At 36.5% G+C, this 20,698-nt stretch carries 12 protein-coding genes and 2 pseudogenes; 7 read left to right on the plus strand and 7 right to left on the minus strand.

Annotation, left to right across the window (positions count from 1 at the left end; translation table 11 throughout):
- Position 1 precedes the first annotated feature (1 nt).
- From KX581_RS03615 to KX581_RS03635, 6 genes and pseudogenes are all read left to right on the plus strand, one after another.
- Positions 2-2,908, plus strand: a complete 2,907-nt coding sequence (locus KX581_RS03615; RefSeq protein WP_231175615.1) for a type III restriction-modification system endonuclease — start codon at positions 2-4, stop codon at positions 2,906-2,908.
- Positions 2,909-3,041: 133 nt separating this feature from the next.
- Positions 3,042-5,200, plus strand: a pseudogene (locus KX581_RS03620) (hypothetical protein).
- A gap of 222 nt (positions 5,201-5,422) precedes the next feature.
- A pseudogene (locus KX581_RS03625) lies at positions 5,423-8,898 on the plus strand (type IIG restriction enzyme/methyltransferase); the annotation flags it as partial.
- Positions 8,887-9,255 carry a TaqI-like C-terminal specificity domain-containing protein gene (locus KX581_RS08410; RefSeq protein WP_414600153.1) on the plus strand — a complete coding sequence of 123 codons (369 nt, stop codon included), beginning with the start codon at positions 8,887-8,889 and terminating at the stop codon, positions 9,253-9,255. The pseudogene KX581_RS03625 and the gene KX581_RS08410, both read left to right, overlap by 12 nt.
- Positions 9,256-9,754: 499 nt before the next feature.
- Positions 9,755-10,192, plus strand: a complete 438-nt coding sequence (locus KX581_RS03630) for a Panacea domain-containing protein (protein WP_120919276.1) — start codon at positions 9,755-9,757, stop codon at positions 10,190-10,192.
- Positions 10,182-10,946, plus strand: a complete 765-nt coding sequence (locus KX581_RS03635) for a hypothetical protein (protein ID WP_120872311.1) — start codon at positions 10,182-10,184, stop codon at positions 10,944-10,946. The genes KX581_RS03630 and KX581_RS03635 overlap by 11 nt, the downstream gene beginning before the upstream one ends.
- Positions 10,947-11,173: 227 nt before the next feature.
- Here the strand turns inward: KX581_RS03635 and nusA are convergent, their stop codons facing one another.
- The 6 genes from nusA to plsY form a co-directional block, all read right to left on the minus strand.
- Entirely contained in the window at positions 11,174-12,361 is a 1,188-nt protein-coding gene (gene nusA / locus KX581_RS03640) for a transcription termination factor NusA (RefSeq protein ID WP_231175616.1), read from the minus strand.
- 96 nt (positions 12,362-12,457) lie between these two features.
- Positions 12,458-13,630 (minus strand): aminotransferase class V-fold PLP-dependent enzyme, encoded by a 1,173-nt coding sequence (locus KX581_RS03645; RefSeq protein WP_231175617.1) that lies wholly within the window; start codon positions 13,628-13,630, stop codon positions 12,458-12,460.
- 227 nt (positions 13,631-13,857) lie between these two features.
- A complete protein-coding gene (locus KX581_RS03650) occupies positions 13,858-16,497 on the minus strand; it encodes a TonB-dependent receptor domain-containing protein (RefSeq protein ID WP_097687732.1) in 2,640 nt (879 codons plus the stop codon).
- Positions 16,498-16,649: 152 nt separating this feature from the next.
- The gene (locus KX581_RS03655) at positions 16,650-16,976 is read right to left on the minus strand and encodes a Plug domain-containing protein (RefSeq protein WP_180385572.1); all 327 of its coding nucleotides are present in this window, start codon (positions 16,974-16,976) and stop codon (positions 16,650-16,652) included.
- Complete coding sequence (locus KX581_RS03660) at positions 16,960-17,313, minus strand: FolB domain-containing protein (RefSeq protein WP_231175618.1); 354 nt, start codon at positions 17,311-17,313, stop codon at positions 16,960-16,962. The genes KX581_RS03655 and KX581_RS03660 overlap by 17 nt, the downstream gene beginning before the upstream one ends.
- Complete coding sequence (plsY, locus tag KX581_RS03665; RefSeq protein WP_000446716.1) at positions 17,310-17,972, minus strand: glycerol-3-phosphate 1-O-acyltransferase PlsY; 663 nt, start codon at positions 17,970-17,972, stop codon at positions 17,310-17,312. Before plsY ends, KX581_RS03660 begins: the two co-directional genes overlap by 4 nt.
- A 105-nt stretch (positions 17,973-18,077) precedes the next feature.
- On the opposite strand from plsY, the gene ccoG reads away from it, so the two are divergent.
- Positions 18,078-19,454 (plus strand): cytochrome c oxidase accessory protein CcoG, encoded by a 1,377-nt coding sequence (gene ccoG / locus KX581_RS03670; RefSeq protein WP_231175619.1) that lies wholly within the window; start codon positions 18,078-18,080, stop codon positions 19,452-19,454.
- A 9-nt stretch (positions 19,455-19,463) separates the two neighbouring features.
- Here the strand turns inward: ccoG and KX581_RS03675 are convergent, their stop codons facing one another.
- Positions 19,464-20,663: a saccharopine dehydrogenase family protein gene (locus KX581_RS03675; RefSeq protein ID WP_120872327.1), complete on the minus strand. Its 1,200-nt coding sequence runs from the start codon at positions 20,661-20,663 to the stop codon at positions 19,464-19,466.
- Positions 20,664-20,698: the final 35 nt, after the last annotated feature.

The raw sequence follows: 20,698 nt of genomic DNA on the forward strand, positions 1-20,698 counted from the left end.
GGTGAAAATCAAATTCAAACGATTGGATTATCAGGAGCAATGCCGGGACCAGATTTTAGGGGTGTTTAAGGGGATCTATTTTGAAGAGCTAGAAAATGATATTCAAAGGATTGCTAACCCTGTTTTTGAAATAGAGGCGCTCAAAGATGTTTTATTAGAAAATATTGAGAATTTACGATCGAAACAAAAAATAACCCAGGGAAGCGTGGGGATTGACAAGTCGTTAAACTGCGATATTTTAATGGAAACAGGCACCGGGAAGACCTTTTGCTTTTTGGAATGCGTTTATGCCTTGCACAAAAACTACCATTTGTCAAAATTTATCGTTTTAACGCCAAGCAACGCCATTAAATTAGGGGTTTTAAAGAGTATTGAAATCACAAGAGAATTTTTTAAAAGCGAGTATTCTAACACGTATTTAGAAAGCTATGAAGATGTAGAAAGATTTATTTTAGCGAGTAATCACAAATGCTGTGTGTTGGTGATGACTTTTTCTGCTTTTAATAAAGAGAAAAACACTATCAATCAATCATGCCTAGAAAACACGAATCTATTCAATGGCGCAAAAAGTTACATGCAAGCTTTAGCGAGTATACGCCCCATCGTAATCATGGACGAACCGCACCGATTTTTAGGCGATAAAACAAAAAAATATTTGGAACAATTAAACGCTTTAATCACGCTCAGGTTTGGGGCGACTTTTAAAGATGGTTATAATAATCTGATTTATGTGCTAGACAGCAAAAAAGCGTTTGATTGCGCCCTAGTGAAAAGCATCAGCGTGGCGTCTGTGGGGGAGAGTGATGAGTGTTTTTTAGAGCTTAAAGGGATTGAAAAAGGAGAAGCTATGATTAACTACACGGATTTAGAAAATAAAACTCAAAGCGTCAAAGTCAAAGAGCATGATAATTTAGGCGCGCTAACTCAAATCAGCGCTTTAGAAGATTACATTGTAGAAAAAATCACTAAAACTGAGATTCGTTTTCTCAATGGCTTTAATTTGTTGCTGGATCAAAAAGAGCCTTTTTCTCATCTTTTAGAGGGCGAGCAAGAAGTGATGCTGAAAGAAGCGATAAAAAGCCATTTTGAAAGAGAAGAAGGGCTTTTTAAAAAGGGGATTAAAGCTTTGTGCATGGTGTTTATTAGCGGGGTGAATAGCTATTTAAGCGAGAATGAAAAGCCGGCTAAATTGGCCCTTTTATTTGAAAAACTCTACCAACAAAAGCTTGAAGAAGTCTTAAAAAAAGAAGATTTAGATAACAATTACAGAGCGTATTTAGAGCGCACCAAAGACGCTATTCACAAAGTGCATGGAGGGTATTTTGCTAAAAGCAAGAAAGAGAGCGATGAAGCCCAAGTGATCGCGCTCATTTTAAAAGAAAAAGAAAAATTGCTGAGTTTTGAATCCGATCTCAGGTTTATTTTTTCGCAATGGGCGTTGCAAGAGGGGTGGGATAACCCTAATGTGATGACGATTTGCAAATTAGCCCCCAGCCATTCCAATATCACTAAATTGCAACAAATCGGTAGGGGGTTAAGGCTCGCTGTGAATGATAAGGGCGAACGCATCACTAAAGAGCATGCTGATTTTGATTTTGTCAATGAATTGGTGGTGATCGTGCCGCAAGTTGAGGGGGATTTTGTGGGAGCGATTCAGCAAGAGATAAGCGAACACAGCTTGATTAAACAAGCGTTTAGCGCAGAAGAGTTAGAAAAAAGCGGCGTTGTTAAAAAAGGGTATTACGGGGTTTTATTGGAAACATTAGAGGGTTTGGGTTTTGGAGAAAAAACAGATGATGAAAATTTTAAACTCACCCTCAATCAAAACGAATTTTTAAAAAAAGAGCCGGAACTTGAAAAATTAAAAGATGAAAAATACCTGGATTTTGAAAAATTAAAAGATTTTTTAAAAGATCGCTTGATTGGTAATTCCAGAGTGAGGAACAAAAACGAGCGAAAAACTGAAAAAATCAAAATCAATAAAGAAAATTTTAAAAAATTTGAAACCTTATGGGCGGGTTTGAACCATCAAGCCCGGATCGCTTATGCCATTGATAGCGAGATCTTGATTGATGAGATTGTTAAAAATATTAATTCTTCTTTTAATGTCAGTTCAAAAATCGTTTCGGTTACGACGCGTAAAAAAGTAGAAACTATGGGAAATAACGCTACTACAAAGACTTTTGATCGAGAAAGTGCATGCGTGTGGAGCTTGCATGAATTTATCAGTGCCTTGTCTAATAAGGTGAAATTGAGTTTTAAAAGCGTGGCTAAAGTGTTAGAAAACATTGATGAAAACAAATTTGAGCTAATTAAAAAAAACGAACAAGAGGGCTTAAGGCACTTAGAAGAGCTGTTTTTGGAAATCATTTATCAAAATATTAAAGATAAAATCTCCTATCAAATGCGCGAAACGATGATTAAAAACAGAAAAAATGATGCGTTTTATGATGAAAAAGGAGAAATTAGAGAATTTTTAGACGGGAGTTTGGGGGAGAACAAATATGAAATTAAAAATTCAAGCGCTCAAGAAAAATGCCTGTATGAAAATTTCATGCAAGTGGAAAGCGAGATTGAAAAAGACACGATTGAAGAATCTAACGACACTAAAATCATTGTTTTTGGTAAGCTCCCTAGGGTTAAAATCCCAGTAGGGTTAAATCAAACTTATAGCCCTGATTTTGGGTATGTGGTTGAAAATAACGATAAAAAAGTGTTGTTAGTGGTAGAAACTAAGGGGGTTGATAAAAAAAGCGAATTACGCCCTGAAGAAAAGCGGAAAATTTCAACCGCTAAGAAATTTTTTGAAGCTTTAAAAAAGCAAGGCGTGAATATTGAATACAAAACCAAAATGAACAAAGATCAATTAAGCACGTTGATTAATGAGATTTTAAATCGTAAAGATTAGAGCTAATAAGCTCAATTACTCTAATGTTTCACATGGAACAATCTCAATTTGGATCAATTTAAACTTAATCTTTAAAAAGGTCTTATTGAAATGAATACGATAAGGTTTGATTAAATTTACTAAGGAGTAGTCAATGAAGTTAGAAATTATCAATATAGAGAATTGTTATGGGATAGGCAAGATACAAGAAAAATTTTTAGATTTTTCACGATCAAACAGCTATCTTTTATATGCTCAAAATGGGGTTTTTAAAACTTCATTTGCAAAAAGCCTGACCGATTTGATAAATAACGAAATGCCAAAAGATAATTTTTATCCTAATCGTAAAAGTAAAATAGAGATTGAATTTAATGGTGAGAAAATATCAAAAGAAAATGTTGCTGTTTTTCATTCTTATGATGAAGAATTTAGCTCTGAAGACAGCGTTACAACTTTTATGGCAAAATCAGACCTCAAACAACGATATGATAATATTCTTTTAGAATTAGAAAAAGAAAAGAAGGCACTTTTAAAAAGTCTTAGAGATATTGCAAGCGGTTTTGATTATGAAGAAGAAATAAAAACCATTAAAAATGAAAAAAATAAAAGTTTTTATGAAATTTTAGATAATCATTTGACGGAAATAGAAAGCAGCGAAAAACACTATTCTTTTAAATATCGTGATATATTTGATGGATCAAAAAAAGTAAAAGATTTTGTCAATAAGCATCATGATTTGATTGAGCAGTATTTTAATAAATATCAAGAGTTATTGTCTCAATCTAAGATTTTTAAACATATGAATAGTGGGGATTTTGGAACAAATCATGCTGATGATCTTAAAAAAGCTTTAGAAAATAACAGGTTTTTTAAAGCTAACCATAGTTTGAAAATTGCTGGAGAGGAAATTACGAATTATCAAAAATTGTCAGATATTTTTGAAAATGAAAAAAATAGAATTTTAAATAATGAGGAGCTTAAAGAGAGCTTTGATAAGATTGAAAAAGTCATAAATGCTAATAAGGAACTTAAAGCCTTTAAAGATTCTATCAATAAGGATAATACATTATTGACAGAACTTTTAGATTATGATTCTTTTAGAAAAAAGGTGTTGTTTAGCTATCTTAAACAAGTTATCCAAAATGTTAAAAGTTTGGTTAATCTTTATAGAGAGAAAAAGCCTAAAATAGAAGAAATTATAAAACAAGCTAACAAAGACCAGAAAGAATGGGAATCTGTTATTGAAATTTTTAATCAAAGATTTCTTGTTCCCTTTAAAGTGGAGCTTCAAAATCAAAAAGATATTTTATTGAATAAAGACACCGCGCAATTTAGATTTATATTTTCTGATAACAATCAGGATATGAATGTTCAAAAAGAAGATTTGCAAAAACATTTAAGCGGAGGAGAAAAGAGAGCGTTATATATCTTACAAATCTTGTTTGAAATTGAGGCTAGAAAAAGAAGCGACGAAGTCCAACTTTTAGTTTTTGATGATATTTCAGACTCTTTTGATTATAGAAATAAATATGCAATTATTGAGTATCTTAAGGATTTGCAAGAATGCAGACAATTTAAATTGCTCGTGATGACGCATAATTTTGATTTTTATCGCACCCTAGCAAGCCGTTTGGATATTCCTAGAGAACAGATTAAAATAATCCGCAAAAATGATGCTAGAGAAATAATTTTTGAAAAAGGTGGGTATTTGAAGAGTTTTATTAAATGGATTAGAGACTCAGAAGATGATAAAGACTTTTTCACACTGATACCTTTTGTGAGGAATTTGATTGAATACACAAGCTTTCAAGCAGACAAAGACAGCAATTATATAAAACTTACAAGTTGCTTGCACATTAAAAAAATACAAAAAATATTCAAATTCAGGATATTTCAAAAATTTTTGATAGCGTCTTTGGCACAGAGCGAAAAAAGAAAAAAATTGAAAAAGATAACTCAAAATTATACTTTCAAGCAATTTATGATATTGCAGAAGAAATTTATAACGATAAAGATCGTAATCGTATTGAATTACAAAATAAGATTATTCTTTCAATGGCGATCAGATTAAAAGCTGAAGAATGGATGTTAAATAAACTAAATCAAGAATTCAAATCGGAGAAAAATCAAACAAGGGAGTTATATGATGCCACTAAAAAAGAACTATCTGATGATGAAAAAAGGGTTATACAAAAGGTTTTAATGATTACTCCTGAAAATATCCACATTAACTCTTTCATGTTTGAACCCATTTTAGACACACCCCTTGATCATTTATATACATGTTTGGAGAAAGTCAAAAATTTAAATTAAATAAGTCTTATCAATAGCTCAATTACCCTAATGTTTCACATGGAACAATTTCAAAGAAAAGCGTTTTATTTAAAATTCATGGCGCTTTTGTTATAATCGTTTTTATCCCATTTCAAAGCATTGAAAAGCATTACACTTATAAAAGCGTGGCATTTAAAAACGCTTTTATAAACAACGATAAACTTTTAAAGCATGTGTTTTTAAGCGATGTAAGGAATTAACATGGATTATAAAAAATTAGATTTACCCAACACAAACTACCCAAATAAAGAGCAACTGAAAGCTTTTGAAACCGCTTTTAACGCCTTTTTAGAAACCAACCCACAAGAAAATGAAAATCACCACAACGACGCTTTTAATGATTTATTGAAAGGCATTTTTAAATACAAGGTTAAGCCCATCAAAAAAATAGACAGCGCTATTCTTAATGAAAATAACGAAGTGGAAGTGATCATTGAATTTAAAGCCCTTAAAAACCCCAACGAATTTATTAAAAAGGGTGATTTGAATGTTAAAGCCTTTCATGAAAGCCTTTTGTATTATCTCACAGAAAGAAAAGAGGGTAATAACAACCTTAAGCATCTTATCTTAGCCACTATTAAAGAGCTTTATATCATTGATGCAAACGAATTTGAGGTTTTTAATAAAGATAAAAAAATTGAAAAAGCCTTTAAAAATTGCCATGATAAAAAGGGTAACGATACACGCACAGAAGCGTTTTATGATGTTTGCCAAAAGCGCCTTAATGAACTTGATCATTCTTTGAAATACCACCATATCCCTCTCAAAAAAGAAAATTTAGCCCTAATCTATCAAGCCCTAAGCCCTAATTTTTTGCTCAAAATTCCAAAATATTCTGACGCTAACACGCTTAACAAAGATTTTTATGAAGAATTGCTTTACATTTTAGGGTTAGAAGAGCAAAATGATAAAGGGAAAATTTTAATCAAGCCCAGCCGCACCGAAAACTCCCTAAGTGCTGCTTTAAAAGCTTCATACAATAATTTAGACGATGAAGAAGTCATGGCGTTGCTCATCGCTTGGAATAACCGCATCTTGTTTTTACGGCTTTTAGAAAGCCTTTTAATTTCTTTCAAGCATTTTGAAAATCCTTTCTTAACCACAGAAAACTTTAAAACTTTCAACGCCCTAAACACCCTCTTTTTTGAAGTCCTAGCCAAGAAAAATAACGAGCGTTTGTCAGAAATTAAAGAAGACAAGATTTTAGAAAAAATCCCTTATTTGAATTCCAGTTTGTTTGATAAAACGCCTTTAGAATTGAAGGGGCATGAAATCAAGCTTTTAGACAATAAAAAGCTAGAAATCTATAAAAATTCCGTTCTCAAAAAACATAAAGATGATCAAAAAGATTTAAAACCTTTGCCCTTGCTAAAATACTTTTTTGAATTTTTGCGTCTTTATAAATTCACCACTACCCCTAAGGACATTAAAGATAATACGGATACCAGCGAAAGCCGTTTGATTAACCCTAGCGTTTTAGGGCTTGTTTTTGAAAAACTCAACGGCTATAAAGAGGGGAGTTTTTATACCCCAAGCTTTATTACAAGCTACATGTGCAAAGAGAGTATCACGCCGATTGTGTTGGATAAATTCAACGCCACTTATCAGTGGGACTGCGAAAATCTAAAAGCGTTGAAAGGAAAAATAGACAGAAATTTTTCAAATGAAAAAGCTAAAGAATACCTAAACACGCTTTTAACTTTACGCGTTTGCGATCCGGCGGTGGGGAGCGGGCATTTTTTGGTTTCAGCGCTCAATGAAATGGTGTTAATTGCTTATGAGCTAGGGCTTATTGCTTCCTTGTATCGCCACGAGCTTAGATTAGAAAACGATGAAATCATCATTCACACGCCAGAGGATAAAATCTTTAACTACACCATACCGCATAGCGAAAACGACCCCCACCACCAAATCCAAAAAGAACTTTTTGAGCTTAAAAAAGACATCATTGAAAACTGCCTTTTTGGCGTGGATATTAACCCCAATTCTTGCGAAATCACCAAGCTCAGGCTATGGATAGAGCTTTTAAAATACAGCTATTATATTTTTGAAGAGGGCAAGAACACTAACGCGCTTGAAACCCTCCCCAACATTGATATTAACATTAAGTGCGGTAATTCGCTCATTTCTAGGTTTGCTCTCAAAGATAAAGCCTTATTAAAAACCAAAAAAAATCAAAACCTAGAATACTCTATCGCTGAATACAAAGAACTCGTTAAAATCTACAAAGACCCTAAAATCTTAGAAACCCTAACGCACCCCATAAAAGACTCTAACGCTGTTAGAAAATACGCTAAAGAACGCCTTTATCAAGAATTAAAACAAAATCCTAACCAAGATTTTAAAAAGGCTCTCAATGATAGGATAGAGAAAATTAAAAAAGCTTTTAAACTCACTTTAGACCCCCCTCCAAAAGAATTAAAATTTAAAAAATTTTTAAAAGAGCATTTAGAACTCTATGGCAAGAGTATTTTAGAGGAGATAAACTACAACGGCTTAGAATTGGAAGCCCTAGCATTAGAAAAGCAAATGGCGAGTGAAAAACTTTTTCATGATTATAGACCCTACCCCAAACTAGACAAATCGGATAAAGTAGTAGGACTAGAACATTTTAACCGCTATGTCCTAACATCTTATAAAGATTTACAAGATGAAAACGAACGCTACGCTAACGCTCTTGAATGGCGCTTTGAATTCCCTGAAGTGTTGGACGATGAGGGGGATTTTTTAGGCTTTGATTGCATCATTGGCAACCCGCCTTATATCCGCCAAGAACACATCAAAGACTTAAGCCTTTATTACAAAAGCAATACCAAGATTTCTACAACAGCACCGCTGACATTTACACCTACTTTTTTGCCCTATCTTACAGCCTTTTAAAAGATAAGGGGTTTAACGCTTTCATCACTTCCAACAAATACGTGCGAGCCAAATACGGCGCTCAATTAAGAGAATGGCTGCTCAAAAAAACCACCATTGTCAGCTACATGGAATTAAACGCTTTAAAAGTCTTTGAGAGCGCTGCAGTGGATACCAGCATCATGAGTTTCATCAAACAAACGCCTCCTAAAGAGAGTAGCTTTAATTATTACGAACCCACCCCAGATGATAAAAACGATTTGAAAAGCGCTCGCTCTTTGCCCATGAAACAAAACGCGCTTTCAACAGAAAGCTTTATTTTTGCCGACGCCACGCTTTTAGATTTGAGGGACAAAATGGAGAGTGTTGGCACCCCGCTCAAAGACTGGGATATTCAAATCAATTACGGGATAAAAACCGGCGCTAATGAAGCCTTTATCATTCCTACTGAAAAAAGAGAAGAGATTTTGAACGCTTGCAAGACGCAAGAAGAAAGAAAGCGCACAGAAGCGCTCATCAAGCCTATTTTAAGAGGGAAAGACATTAAAAGGTATTCTTATGAGTGGGCGGGGGAGTGGGTTATTAACACCCATAACGGCTACACTTCTAATCTCAAATTTAAAATCCCTCTCATTGATATAGAAAAATACCCCGCAACAAAAGCGCATTTAGACTCTCATTAGGACACTATTGCAACACGATCCGATCAAGGAGACACCCCCTATCACTTAAGGAATTGCGCGTATTTAGAGGATTTTGAAAAAGAGAAAATTGTGTGGGCAGAAATGACAGACGAACCTAGATTTATATATGATAATAAAGGTTTTTTAACTAATCAAACTTGCTATTTTATTGCAAGAGATGATAAATATCTTTTTGCAATATTAAATTCAAAAGTAATTTATTTTTTCATGCGTCAAATAGCTTCTAATCTTGGCGAGGGTGCGTTTCGTTGGATTAAACAATTTATAGAACGGCTACCCATTCCTAAAATCACCGAAAAAAACCAAGAATTAGCCCGTAAAATCACCGATTGCGCGGAGCAAATCCTAGCGCTAAAAGAAAAAGACCCTAAAGCCAACACTCAAAGATTAGAAAAAGAAATTGACGCTTTAGTCTATCGGCTCTACAACCTCACCGATGAAGAAATTAAAACCATTGAAGACGGGCAGTAAATAAAAAGCGATTCACCTTAAAGGAAACCCCTTAAATAGGGGAAACCTTTGGTTTTAATGGGTTTTTTTAACAACGATTTTAACCCTATACTTAAAAAAAGGTATTTTTAAGTATAATACAACCAAAGGTTTTTTACCATGTTTTTTGGACATAGTAATCCTTTGAAGGTGATTTACCCCCTAATCTCTAGCAAAAAAACTAGGGGGTGAGCGTTATTTTATCCTAATCTCACAAAAATGATTTTTATAAAAGCTGCAAACCACTCATTTAAAGTCGCATTAAAAAACTTTTCTTCCAAATTTTTGAAATTCCATTAAATATTTGTTCAATACCGCAAATTTTTAACTTAAAGCCTGTTTTTAGAGCTTAAGTTATTGGCCTTACTTTTTTCTTGAAAAATATCTTTATAAATAAAGAGATTAAAATCATTGAAAAAGGAATGGTTAGAAAGTTAACAATATTTAGTTAAAATTAGCAAAAACTGACTAGGAGGTATTAATGGTTAATGCTTTGGAGCTAGCAAAATATATTCTTAAGCATTCAAACAAAGAATTGAGTAACTTAGAATTGCAAAAAACTTTGTATTTCACAGAGCTTGACTATATCAAAAAGTTTGACAAACACCTAGTTTCTGATGATTTTGAAGCTTGGAAATACGGGCCTGTTGCAAGAGAAGTGTATTATGAATATCGCAATTATGGTGCCAATTCTATTGACAAACCCAAAGAAGAATCGCTCTCACAAAATCTTAGAAAAGATGAACTTGAAACCATCAATCGCTCCATAGAAAAATGCAACAAAAAATCCTATTGGGATTTAGTGAAAGAGAGTCATAAAGAAGATGGCGCTTGGCATAAAAGCTTCAAAGAAGATAGAAAAGAAATCATTAGTAAAGATTTGATCAGACAAGAAGCCAAACAAACAAATGGAAACTAAAGAAGAAGATAAAGATAAAAAGCTAGAAGAAATGATTGTATCGCTGTGTGAAAAGGGGGATTTGTCTAGCCAAACAGATCAAATCATCAAAGATCTCAAAGAAATCTATCAAGGAGAATACAGGCATAAATACTCAAAAATTACAACTATTATTTTAAATTCCACAAGGGATAGAGAGCAAGCCTTTATGACGCTCACACAAAATATAAGGACACTCAAAGAGATTCAAGATAATAAAGAAGTTGAAAGCATTAAGCCAAAACTAGAAAAGCTTTATGATCGCATGAATTTAGAGTGTATCAAACTGCAAGATTTTGATGAGAAAATGAGTAGAGTTAAAGATGTTTCTATAAAGTTAGAAAAAGATCTAAATAAAAACTATAAAAAATTAAGCGAAGAATTGAATAAGCAACAAACGCAATACATAACCATTTTAGGTATTTTTGCCTCTATTGTTTTAACATTTGTTGCGGGATTGGCGTTTTCCACTTCTGTTTTATCAAATATTGACAAAGCGAACGCCTACCGTTTGGTTTTTGTTATGGCTTTTATGGCTTTATTTTTTGGGAATATTTTGTATCTGCTTTTTTCTTTTTTATCAAAAATATCCTTATCAAAAGAGAAAAAAGATAAACAAGAAAATTTTTTCAAAAAACCTATTTTTTGGTTTAATCTAATGGTTGCAATTCTATTTGTGATTGGTTTTGTGGGAGAATTGCATATAATACAGAGATTAGTTTCTAAATATCTTTAATTCAACCCAACCCATTTTTTGTGTCCATTCCAATAAAACTTGATGCAAATTTTCCTTAATTGAATGTTTTTTTGCAATTTTGAAAATCTCAATACTCATTGAAAAACCTAAATTATTTCTTTCAAATTTAGCCTTAAGAAATCCAATCACGCGCTTATTTAACACCGCAAGCCTTTTAGCTTAAAGTCCTTTTGATTAAGGACTCAATAAGTTTCACAGAAATCATTTTAATTCTTAAACAAAGATTCTAAAGCTTCTACCCCTACTTTTTGCGTTTCTTTTTCGCTTTCATTTTCTGCGTTTTCTTTCACGCTAGGAATGGTTTCAAACTCTATGTGATAGCCTGTAAGCATGGACGCTAAACACACATTCACCCCGCCTTTACCGATAGCCTTAGATTTTTCAATGTCCAATAAACGCACTTTAGCCTTTTGCAAATGGTTATTGACGATAAAACGCTCTTGAATGGATTCTTTTTCTTCAGCATTCAATTCTTCTATAGGGATTTTTTTAATTTCAACGCTTAAAATTTTGGCTGGAGCGAGCGCTAAAGTGATATAAATTTCAGGCACATTAGAATACTCTATGCAATCAATGTTTTCTTTATTCAATTCGTTACTGATCGCATTAATGCGCACGCCCTTAACCCCCACAGCCGCGCCTATGGGATCAATCCTAGCGTTATGGGAAAAAAAGCTCACTTTCGCTCTGTTGCCTGGGATTCGCGCGCAATGGATGATTTCAATTTCTTTATCTTTAATTTCAGGGACTTCTAATTCCAACAAAGCTTCAAGCATTTTAGGGGTGGTGCGGCTCAGCTCTAATAGTAAGCCCTTTTTCGTGCGTTTGACTTGCGTTAAAACCGCTTTAATGCTATCGCCCACTTTAAAACTCTCGCCCTTGATGCGATGGCGCATGGAAAGAACGCCCTGAAATTGCTGCTCAATCTCAATAAAGGTGTTTTGATTGTGATCCACTAAAATCACTTGCCCCATTAAAACGCTGTTAAGACGCTTTTGAAACGCTTCAAAGTGGCTGTCTTCTAACGCTTTTTCTAACTGGTATTGCAAATCTTTAAAAAGGCGGTTGATCGCTCCTTGTTTCATGCTCTCCAAACTCAAGCTGTAAGACAATTCGTCTTTAATCTTGACGCTTGGATCCATTTCTTTGGCTTTAGACAGGCTGATGTATTTAGAAGGGTCGTTAATCAATCTTTCATCATTATCTTCTAAAACTTCTACCAACTGGATAAGCTGGAGCTGCTTGTTTTCTTCAACCACCAAGTAGCGTGCTAGGGGGTCTAATTCATTTTGCGCCATTTTTAACAAACAGTCTTGAATCACTTTTGAAATCATCTCTTTAGGCAAATTTTTTTCATACGCAATGCATTCTATAAGATCGCTGATTTTTTCCATTCTTAAGTTCCTTTAAATTGATGTTCTATCGTTTTCTATCGTTCTCTATTGTGGGGGATATGGCGCGTTTAAAAGAAATTTTATTATAGCGAATTTTTAAGCCTTGTTAAGGATTTCTTTTAAAACCAGAGCGATTTTTTCCAAATCTTTTTCATTCAAGCTAAAGACTTCAAAGCACACAAATTCGCATGAAATTCTTGTAATAACGCCTTTTTGAAAAAGCTTTAAATAAAGCTTCTCACCATTTAAAGCGCGGGTGTTTTTGGGCTGGACTTTCACGCAAAAGGATTCTAATTCCCTATCGGGCAAATTCCCTATTTTAGAAAAGCTAGAGGCTATGCTCACATTCAATTCTAAAGGCTTTAAAAGGGCGTAGAGTTTGAGGGCTTTTTGCAATAATGCGTCTTTAGTTTGGTTTAATAACGCATGGATTGCAATGTCTTCTTGATGACTTGCCCATGTTTTTAGGCTGCAAAAAAGCAAGGTGAGCGTGATTTTACCCACCCTCAAGGCTCTATAAAGAGGGTGGTTTTTTAATATTTCAACCCGTTCTTTTTGCCCCATAATAATGCCCGCTTGCGCGCTGTTAAAGGATTTATCCGCACTAAAGCTTAAAAGCGATGGCTTTAGGGCTAAAATTTCTTCTAAAGCCGTTCTGTCTAACAAATCCACATCCCCTAAATTGTAATAATCTATCAAACCATGCTCTTTAGCCAGAGCTTGCAAATCTTTAAAGGGCGTGTCTTTTTTGAAAGTGGGGCTGTGGGTTTTAAAGAGCATTTTGCTGTTTTCATTCAAGGCTAAGCGGTAATCCCTTAAATAAGCGCGACTGGTATTCCCCACTAAATGCAGCCTAGCCCCACTACTCAATAAAATATCTTTAAGGTTAAAATCCCCCCCCACTAATTCGCCATAAGAAACAACGATTTCTTTTTCTTGCGCTAAAGCGTTAGCGATGAGGAATATTGCGCTGGTGTTGTTATTGACAATTAAAATTTCTTCAGCGTTAAAGAACGCCTTAAAAAGCTGTTTTAAAGGGGTTAAGCGGTTCTTTTTTTTAGCGGTGTTGAGATCGCATTCCAAATCAATGGGTTGGGTTAAAACTTCTTTTAAATAAGGTTCAATCTTTTCATAAAATTGCGGGCTAAAAAACGATCGCCCATGGTTTTCATCAAAAACGCTCGCGCTCGCATTGATGATTTTTTGATAAGGGCTTTTCAAAAGATCTGGGGTTATTAGGAGCGTTTCTTTAGTCGTGATATTAGCCATGATAAAAGCGTTTGATTCCTTTTTTGAGAGTTTAAAATAAAGTGTGATTTTAATCCAAACTCGCTAAATTTTTGATAAAACTACTTTTTTAAAATCCTTAAGAGCATTTTAATGAGCTTATTGAGCGAGCGGAACTTTTTCCATAGAGTTTGGCGGTTTCTATAGGGCTTTTTCATGTTTGTTTCCATGTTCAAAATTCAAAAAGAAATCCTAAGATTCCTTTCATTTTAGAATTGATAGGATACCTCAAAACGCGCATTAAATCCAGGAGCCGGAAGTGCCATGCGCTTACCTTTAGGGATCATATCGCTCGCTGGAGCGTCCGCGCTCGCTTGAAACACAGAAGTTTGATCCACATATTGCTTATTTAAGATATTATTAAACACGGCTGAAATCCTTAAACCCTGCCATTTTTTAGAAGGCGGAGTCCAGTTGATAAAGATATTATGCACGCCATACCCAGGCTTATGGATTTTGATCAAGCCGTATTGCGGGTAATAGATAGAATAACCCTCATAATACATGTTAGTTACAAAGCGCGAGAGCCAAGTTAAAGTAAGCCCCCATCTGCGAACATCATAATCGGCTTTTAAGATAAACACATTCCCAGTCGTGGCGGCTAAAGCGTAAGTGTCCGCTAATAAATGCCCCCTAGCCGTTGGCCAAGAGCGAGCCACTGAGAAAGTCCCTAAGAAATTCTTATACCTCACATTCCCTGAAACTTCATAACCATAGATATTAATGGTTTCGGGCAAATTCCCTGACATGTTTTTTGCGGTCGCGTTACCCCCACCATTTTTAGAAGTGTCTTGCCCGTAGCTGTTGATGAAGTTATTGATGACTTGATAGAACGCTGCCCCGCGCACATTGAAATACTTGCTGTTGAAATCCACATTAAATTCCACATTTTGACCGATCGCAGGGCGCAAATTCCTTTGATAAATCACCGTAGGATCGCGCATCAAAACGCCATCGCCCGGTAAAGCCCCCTTAGTTACATACGCATAGCTCACTTTCAAGCCAATGCTTTCAATGGGGTTATAAAGCACGGTTGCAGAAGGCGAGAAACCAGAAGTTACATGCGTGCGACCGTTTTTGTCCAGCAAGGTGTAAATATCATAACGAGTCCCAGCACCCACGATCACATTGCTTAAAATATTGTAGTTCGCTTGCATAAACCCTCCGATGATATTGCCGATCGCATGCGAATTTTGGGGCATGTTACGATAGAGCGGGTTAGGCGTGTTCAGGTTTTGAGGGTATTGAGAGCTTTGATCGGTGTAGTAATGGCGGTAAGGCAAGCCCGGCCCGTTAGGGTCGTTAGGGTCAATGTTGTTTTTATAATAGCCGTTTTTGCCTTTATCCAATCCAGAGAAAACGCTTAGGTTTTGATAAATCATGCCGTATTCAAACACATTCCCGTAATCTTCGCTAATGGGGTGGGTTACTTTAAAATTAACGCCTGAGTTGATTAAGAAAATCCTTCTGGCTAAAGTCCCCTCAGCGTCCGCATTCCCTAAAGTCCAATCGTTTGCGCTAGGGTTTTGAGCGTTAGGGGGGGTCATGTCATAATCAGGATTTTTAGGGACAAGCCCATGATAAACATTCGCGCTTGCAGAAAGCATGGTAGCGTTAAGCTGCCCATACCCTGCTTGCGCCCCTCCACTAGAATCGCTATCCCCTTGCCAATTAATAGAGTTAGGCGCACCATAGCCTATTTGATAGCCTCCATTAGAAGGCCTGATAGCCCCTTGCGTGCACTGGCTGATATTATCCGGGTTATTACACCACTCTTTCACTTCAGGGATATAATCCGGGTTAGCCGGCTCGTTAGAATTGTAAGCGAAAGGATTCACCACAGGGTTATAATTCCCCCCCCTTACCCCTAAAAAGGCGGTGGATTCAACGCGCGGCTGGTTAAAATTAGGGCCGCCTTCATGCTTGTATTTCAAGCTCAAATTGTGGTTGAAGTTGATCGTATGGGCTAATTCTTTCCCAAAGTCAATCACAAAGGGGGCTGGTTGGCTTCCTGGGTCATTGGCTTTGGAGAGGGCTGAAGTGGTGTTAGGGCGTAAAAGCCTTGTAGAATTGTCTCGTGTGAGGTTGTAGCTCACGCTAATGCTATCGGTTTCGTTGATATAGCCATTAATTTTAGCTAAAACGCTATTGACTTCACTCGGAGTCCCTACGCTCATTTCGCTATTGCTCGGATCTTGTAAATCGTAGTTAGGGTGGAAGACATTCCTAAAAGCGTTGTTCCCGTCTCTATAGTAAAAAATATTTTGATGGTTGTAATAAGCGAGTATGTCCCAATTTTTCCCCCGATAGGCTGCCGTGGCATTCATGCGATACCCGAAGTTGGTATAAAAGGCCGCTTCCGCTTTAGCCCCATAAGTTTGATTCTTTCTTAAGAAGTCGTTAGCATCAATCGTAGTGAAAGACAATTTACCCGCTACCGCACCAGGGCCTGCTGAAGCGTTCGCCGCTCCCTTAATCACTTCCACTTCTTTAACCATGTTAGGATCGATCACGGTGTTAGCGTCATGGTGGAAAATATTGCCATTTTGAGCGACGCCATCTATGGTTACCCTTAAGAGACGGCTCTCAATCCCCCTAACATAGATTTTTTGTGCCATCAAGCCCCCACTGGCCACATTCACATCCGCTCTAGTCCTAAAAATATCACGGATTTGGTTGCTTTGGCGTTGTTGGAGCTCTTTTCTGTTAATATACATTTTGTTGTTGTATTCAAAAGTCCTTTCACCCTTAGTGGTTACCTTACCCAAAGTGTGGGTATTTTCTTGAGCTTGCAAATTGCTAGCGACAATACAAGAGACAAACACGATACGAAATTGATTTCTAAGCATTTCTTTTAGCCTTTTTATTTACTTTTTTCTAAAAATTTAGTCAAGTTTTGAACCTAAGGTTATTATTACATTATTCTATTTAATAATACCTTAAATTTGTTTTAGGATTAAGAAAATACCAAGAAAAATATGATTAAAAAAGTTTTAGCATTTTATTGAGCGGCTGAATCAAGCGCTATTTGTGAAGAAGCGCTGCTCATTCCTCTTAAAAAAGTTTGAGAAGACACATTGATTTCAGCGTTTTGGCGGAAAATATCGCTTGGCTGGTTGCTCTGGCGTTCTTCTAAATCATGGCGTTTGATAATGATGGTATTCCCCCATTGAAAGGGTTTATAAGCGCGCTTTTTTTTAATGATAAAATGAGGTTCTAAGTTTAAAAATTGCGCGTAACTGGGGAAATATAACGGCTCTAATAAAGGGTTTATGGGGTGCGCTTTTAAAACCATAAGGAGGAAAAAGAGGCTAAAGATTGGTTTCATAGCAAATTTTCACGCTCGCCCCCACTTGAGAATTGGGAGAAATTTCTAACTTGCTGATTTTTAAATAAAGCTCAGAGATTCCACTATAGCGCGTTTTTAAAACATGGCTTAAATCTTTCAGGGCGTCTTCAATGAGAAGGTATTGTTTTTCTTGCATCATCTTTTGAATAAGCTCTTGGATTTTTATGTAGTCTAAATAAGCTTTACTGGGTAATTCCGTGTAGAAAAGATCCAAATCCACGCTTATTTTTTGGGGTTTTAAGCGTTCAAACTCTAAAATCCCTAAAATCGTTTCAAACACCAAGTTATGGATATGAACGCCTTGTTGGGTTTTCATAAGACTTTCTTTTCCTTACCGGCTAATAAATTAAAAATATTGCCCGCATGCTTGATAAGGGTGAAAATAAAAATAAGCACCATCGGCGTTTGCGTGCCGACTTCTTTAAGGATATTGACGCTGTCTGGGATATGCATATAAGGCACAAAAAAGATAAGAACAGTCGCTGTGCCTACCCCTAGAATGCTAGCGAGTGAAGAGATTTTAAGCACCTTACCCACAAAAAACCACACCGTTAAGCCGATGAGGCTTTCAATAGGGATGAGCAACACCACAGAACCCATGATTGTAGAAACGCCCTTGCCTCCATTGAAATTCAAAAAAGGCGAATAACAATGCCCTAAAATGCTAGCGATAGCGACCATCCATTGCAAACTATAATCCAACCCAAACAATTTGCTTAAAAACACCGCAAACATGCCTTTGAATAGATCCAAGATTAAGACTAATAGAGCCATTTGTTTAGCGTTACTCACGCCCTTACTTTGTAAAGCGCGCAAGACATTCGTCGCGCCAATGCCCCCCGATCCGATCTTAGTAATATCCATGCCGTAAAAGATTTTCATTAACGCATAGCCAAAAGGAATCCCCCCAATCAAATAGCCCAAAAGGGTGAAAATCACATTGATATTGGTTAGGAAATTTAAAACGCTTTCCATAAATACCCTTTCAAATAAAATAGCGATCATTATAACATGTTGCTTTTTAAGTGAAAGCGTTAAGTTGTTAGGGTATAGTGGCTTAAAAATTTTAGGATATTGAGAATGCTTGAATCTTCTAGCCATTTTTTAAAATCGTTTCGCTTGAAGCGTTATATAGGGTTTTTATTGATTTCTTTAGCGTTATTAATCACGCCCTTTGTTCGCATTGATGGGGCGCATTTGTTTTTGATCTCCTTTGAGCATAAGCAACTGCATTTTTTAGGCAAGATTTTTAGCGCTGAAGAATTGCAAATTTTGCCTTTCATGGTTATTTTGCTTTTTATAGGGATTTTTTTCATCACCACTAGCCTTGGGCGCGTGTGGTGCGGTTGGGCTTGCCCGCAAACCTTTTTAAGGGTGCTTTATAGAGATGTGATTGAAACCAAGATTTTCAAACTCCATAAAAAGATCAGCAACAAACAAGAAAGCCCTAAAAACACCCCAAGCTATAAGATCCGTAAAGCATTGAGCGTTTTGTTGTTCGCTCCTGTTGTGGCGGGGCTAATGATGTTGTTTTTCTTTTATTTCATCGCCCCAGAAGATTTTTTTATGTATCTTAAAAACCCTAGCGATCACCCTATTGCTATGGGTTTTTGGCTTTTTAGCACGGCTGTGGTGCTATTTGATATAGTGGTGGTTGCGGAGCGTTTTTGCATTTATTTATGCCCTTATGCTAGGGTGCAATCGGTGTTGTATGACAATGACACCTTAAACCCCATTTATGATGAAAAACGCGGCGGAGTGCTTTATAATAATCAGGGCCATCTCTTTCCCTTGCCCCCTAAAAAGCGCAACTCAGAAAACGAATGCGTGAATTGCTTGCATTGCGTGCAGGTTTGCCCCACACATATTGATATTAGGAAAGGCTTGCAATTAGAATGCATCAATTGCTTAGAATGCGTGGATGCATGCACAATCACTATGGCTAAATTCAACCGCCCTTCACTCATCCAATGGTCTTCAACTAACGCCATTAACACGTGCCAAAAAGTGCGCCTGGTGCGTTTAAAAACGATCGCTTATTTGGGGGTTATCGCTGTTGTGATCGCTCTTTTAGCCATCACTTCGTTTAAAAAAGAACGCATGCTCTTAGACATTAACCGCAACAGCGATCTGTATGAATTGCGATCTAGTGGGTATGTGGATAACGATTACGTGTTTTTATTCCACAACACGGACAATAAAGACCATGAGTTTTATTTCAAAATTTTAGGGCAAAAAGACATCCAAATCAAAAAGCCTTTAAATCCTATCGCCATTAAAGCCGGGCAAAAGATCAAAGCGGTAGTGATTTTAAGAAAACCCCTAAAAACTAACGCCACAGAATACAAGAACGCTAAAGACGCTCTAATCCCTATTACCATACAAGCTTATAGTGCAGACGATAAGAATATTACGATAGAAAGGGAATCGGTGTTTATCGTGCCTAGTGAAGATTGAAGCCTAAAACTAGCGCTCAATCACTTCATAAGGCAAGCCTTGTTTGATCAATTCTTCCATGAAAGGATCGGTGTTTAATTCTTCTATGTTGAACACCCCGGCCCTAAAATGATCCGCACTCCAAGTGTCATTGCAAATCATTTTAGCCGCACACATCGCTGGCACGCCGGTGGTGTAGCTTATGGCTTGCGAACCCACTTCTTCATAGCATTTTTTATGATCGCACACATTGTAAATGTAGAGTGTTTTGTCTTGGTTGTTTTTAATGCCGGTCATATAGCACCCAATGTTGGTTTTACCGGTGGTGTCTTTGGCTAGAGTGGCCGGATCCGGAAGTAGGGTTTTTAAAAATTGTATCGGCACGATTTTTATGCCTTGATGCTCTATTTCTTTAATGCCTAGCATGCCGACATTTTCTAAGCATTTCATGTGGGTTAAATAATTTTGAGAGAAAGTCATAAAAAACCTCGCCCTCCTTAAGCCTTTAATGTTTTTGACTAACGATTCCAATTCTTCATGGTATAAAAGATACGAATCCATTTCGCCAATTTGAGGGTAAGCCCACACCTGCTTGATTTCTAAAGGCTTTGTTTCAATCCATTTGCCATTTTCATAATAACGCCCTTTAGAGCTGACTTCCCTCAAATTGATTTCAGGGTTAAAATTCGTCGCAAAAGGGCGTTTGTGATCCCCAGCGTTGCAGTCTAAAATATCTAAAGTGTGGATAGTGTCAAAATGGTGTTTTTGAGCGTGAGCGACATAAGCGTTAGTAACCCCCGGATCAAACCCAGCCCCTAAAACCCCTAAAATCCTTGCTTCTTTATAGGCCCTATCAAACGCCCATTGCTCTTTGTATTCAAACTTCGCTAAATCCGGGTGTTCGTAATTGGCGGTATCAATGTAATGCGTTTTAGTTTCTAAACATGCTTGCATGATCGTCAAATCTTGATAGGGTAAAGCCACATTAACAACGACTTTAGGCTTGTATTTTTGGATTAAAGCGACTAAGGCTTGCGTATCATCAGCATCCACTTGCTCAACGCCAATTTCCCCCAAACCCTTTTTGAGCATGCTTTCTTTAATCGCATAGCATTTGTCTAAGCTCCTGCTCGCTAAAATGATATTTTTAAACACATCTCTGTTCATGCCCATTTTGTGTGCCACCACACTGCCTACGCCACCAGCTCCAATTTGTAATACTGTATGCAAGGAACACCTACTTTCTAACTAATCTCGTTCTTTTA

The organism is Helicobacter pylori (assembly GCF_021062735.1).
Lineage (GTDB): Bacteria > Campylobacterota > Campylobacteria > Campylobacterales > Helicobacteraceae > Helicobacter > Helicobacter pylori_DN.